Below are 3,336 nucleotides of genomic sequence, written 5' to 3'. Positions count from 1 at the left end.
CGTGACGGCATGATTGATAAGAACATGGCCAGAATAGACCGCATTGTTAAAGAGGTTTCGCGCCGGTGACTATAAAAATCGACCAGGCGCTAATCCAGCATTTCATAAGCGGCTCGTTCGGCCTGCCAATTGCTCACGAGAACCTGCCGTATGCTCCCATTTCAGGCACGCCATACGCTGAAATACTGGTAATACAAAATGACATCACTGCTGCTGATTTATCTCATACTAACGAGACTGACGGAATTTTTAGGGTAATCCTGCGCTATCCGGTGGACTCTGGCTCCATAGCCGTAAAGCAGAAAGCTGACGCAATTTTCAGTTATTTCAAAATCGGTTCTGAAATTTCATATTCAGGGCAGGAGATTGTAATCACCCGTCATGCGCGCGCTAATGGATATTCAGAGCAAGGATGGTATAAAATAGTTATGACGATCGGCTATAGGGCTTTTTTGGCACGATGACAGCATCGACAATTAATTTACACAGAACTTTAATCAGGCTTTTAAAAGGTGCGATCAAGGCTTACGAAGCGTGGGTCAATGAGCAAGATTTAGCCAAGTAAAGTTCAAGATACATATTTAGTTTATCACCACGCGAGCACGCGACCAGGCCGCGCTAGTCAACGCCTAGTCATTTGCAACCTCGTCAACAAAGCGAGGATTGCACATGGCTACACCAATATTATTGCTCAACACCAAAGTTGAGATGCAGAGCGCTTTAGCGGCTGCAAAGACCATTACCGCTATCTCAAAAGCGACTGAAGCGGTCATTACAGCGACACACGATTTTCAAGTTGGCGATCTCATCGTAATAGATGAGGTTGCCGGAATGTTCGAGATCAATAAGCGCGTAGTTCGGGTTAAGTCCATCAACACTACCGTGGATTTCACATGCGAAGGATTGGATTCAACAAACTGGACTACGTATGTCTCTGGCGGCACAGCTCAGAAGGTCTCCACGCTGCTCGCTTTCGATAACGTCACCTCCTTCAATTTCCCTGAACCGCAACCGAACCGGATTGATGTAACGCCTATCTCCAGCTCGCAGAAGATTGAAGTGTTTGGCCTGGACGATGCACCTGTAGCTACGATGAACATGAACTCAGATCCTCTTGGCGCAACCATCGTTGAACTAAGAAAAGCCAGTCTGGCGAAAACAACCCGCGCTTTTCGCGTGACCACGCAAACAGGGCAAGTATTGATCTTCAACGCCTATGTCGCTGGTGGACGTGGATTTGATGGCGCAGTGGGCGCAGTGGCTACCGGTCAGGCCAGCATGACGTTTGCTGCTCCAGAACAATGGTTTGCATCCTAAGAAGGGGATGACATGACCACTCTCGTTGAAAAAATCAGACAGAAACGGCGCTTTGAAGTGCAGGTTGATCATATCACCTTCACCGGCTCATTACCGACTACCGAACAATTTTTTGTCTATGGCCGCGAATCAGTCACAGATGCCGAGATTGCGCGCAAGTGCGTAGATGGATGGCGGGGCGTGACCGAATCGGACTTAATAGAGGACGGCGGTGATGACGTTATCGCTTTCGACAAAGAGCTATTCAATGAAGTCATTGGGGACAAGCCGGAGTGGTGGCGGCCTATCTCTGACTTGGTGATTGATCGCTTCAAGCTTCGAGCAGCAGAGAAGGAAAACAAGGAAAAAAACTCGCAATCTGGATCGAAAGCCAAAGCCTCAGACAAATAAGTCGGGCGAAAGCTTTTGCTCCAGACGTTCAGTTGCAACCCATCAATCAGATTGCTTTAAGAATCTGGAAATTAATGGGTTCAGAAATAAATTGGGGGGCGCTCGGTGTGCTCTCCGAGTATTTCAGAGTTGAAGATGCGGAAGCATTGATTGATTCACTAATACAAATTAAAGACTACTGCGACAAGGTGCAGGCAGCGAACAAATGACCGAAGAAGTAGCTTCACTGATCATAAAGGCGGATTCGACGCAGATAAAATCAGCTCGGGATGAGCTTGATAAGCTGGCGAAGACGAGTGCGAATACGGAAAGCGCTGTCAACAAGTTTTCTTCGGGAGTTGACCGCGGTTTCTCTGTAGCGAAAACAGCCGCCGCTGGACTGGTTACCGTGTTTGCCGGGATATCTGTCAGCAATGCAATCAGAGAGGTGGCGAGTCTATCGCAGACATATAATGAACTGGGCATTGCCATGCACGCAGTCGGCAGAAATGCCGGGTTGTCTGCTCAGGAAATTGATTCGGTAGCCAAGGCCGTGCAGAAGTCCGGCATTTCGATGATAGAGTCTCGCTCTGTCATATCCAGACTGATCACGGCGAACATCGATTTAGCCAAAGCGACACAGCTTGCAAGAACAGCTCAGGATGCAGCAGTCATTGGCCAGATTAACTCATCAGAGGCGCTTGATCGCATGGTGCACGGCATCATTGCGGCAGAGGTAGAAGTGCTCAGGGGCATCGGCATTAATGTCAGCTTCGAGAATAGCTACAAGGCTATGGCTGAGCAGCTTGGCATCACCACAGCGCAATTGAGCGAGCAGCAGAAGATGCAAGCCCGCGTCAATGTGGTGCTGGAAGAGGGATCAAAGAACGCTGGCGTGTATGAAGCCGCGATGAATAACGCAGGGAAACAGCTCAGATCGACCGACCGCATTATTGAGGACATGAAGGTCAAAGTGGGCGGCCTGTTCGATTCGGTAACGCTGGCGGCTGTGCAGACCTACTCGAACACGCTGAAAGAGATCGATTCGGTTATTGCTGCGCTGGCAAGTTCAGGGCAGATTGAACGATGGGGTGACAATATTGCGCGTGTTTTCGCGTTCATCCTGGATTCTGGCCGGGCGGTCATATCAATCTTCAAAGCGATTGGATTCGGTGTCGCGACCGCAGTAGAGCAGGCCGGGGCAGTTCTGACCCTTAACTTTCAGAAAGCGCTTGACCTGGGCGCATCGTTCAACAAAATGATGGCCGAAGAATTCAATGCGCTGACCAAAAACAGAGATGCAGTAGAGGCGCAGATCAAGGCGCGTAAAGAGATGGCAAGCTCTACCGACAGTGTAGCGCAGGCGGTAAAAAAAGATGCGGAAGGAAGTAATGCGGCTGCTCAATCTCTTAAAAAACTTTCTGATACGCAAAAAAAGATAGTAACAGACCGCGAACGGTTTATTTCTTCTCTCAATAAGGAGGCGTCTCAACTTGGCAAAACAAGCTCGGAAATCAAGCGCCTGGAGGCGGCGCAGCTTGGTATTTTGGACGCTGCAACGCCGCTCATCGATAGGGTAGATGCTTATAACCGTTCTCTAAGAGACCAGGAAATCAGAGTAGATTCAATCACCAAGAATCTGCAGCGCTA

5 protein-coding genes are annotated in these 3,336 nt (G+C 49.1%); all 5 read left to right on the top strand.

Annotated elements, in window-relative coordinates:
• The first annotated feature begins 65 nt into the window (after positions 1–65).
• Positions 66–464 (top strand): phage tail terminator-like protein, encoded by a 399-nt coding sequence (locus tag J5I83_RS03140; RefSeq protein ID WP_304053221.1) that lies wholly within the window; start codon positions 66–68, stop codon positions 462–464.
• A 205-nt stretch (positions 465–669) separates the two neighbouring features.
• Positions 670–1,317 (top strand): phage tail tube protein, encoded by a 648-nt coding sequence (locus tag J5I83_RS03135; protein WP_304053219.1) that lies wholly within the window; start codon positions 670–672, stop codon positions 1,315–1,317.
• Positions 1,318–1,329: 12 nt separating this feature from the next.
• Complete coding sequence (locus tag J5I83_RS03130; RefSeq protein WP_304053218.1) at positions 1,330–1,707, top strand: hypothetical protein; 378 nt, start codon at positions 1,330–1,332, stop codon at positions 1,705–1,707.
• Between the two features lie 74 nt (positions 1,708–1,781).
• Positions 1,782–1,916, top strand: a complete 135-nt coding sequence (locus J5I83_RS03125; protein ID WP_304053217.1) for a hypothetical protein — start codon at positions 1,782–1,784, stop codon at positions 1,914–1,916.
• Positions 1,913–3,336, top strand: a 1,424-nt coding sequence (locus J5I83_RS03120; protein WP_304053215.1) for a hypothetical protein, incomplete at its 3' end; no start/stop codon positions are given. The genes J5I83_RS03125 and J5I83_RS03120, both read left to right, overlap by 4 nt.

The organism is Nitrosomonas communis, from assembly GCF_024102715.1.
Taxonomy (GTDB): Bacteria; Pseudomonadota; Gammaproteobacteria; order Burkholderiales; family Nitrosomonadaceae; genus Nitrosomonas; species Nitrosomonas communis_B.
The sequence above is the reverse complement of the archived record's forward strand: the minus strand, read 5'-3'. Positions and strand labels throughout refer to the sequence as shown.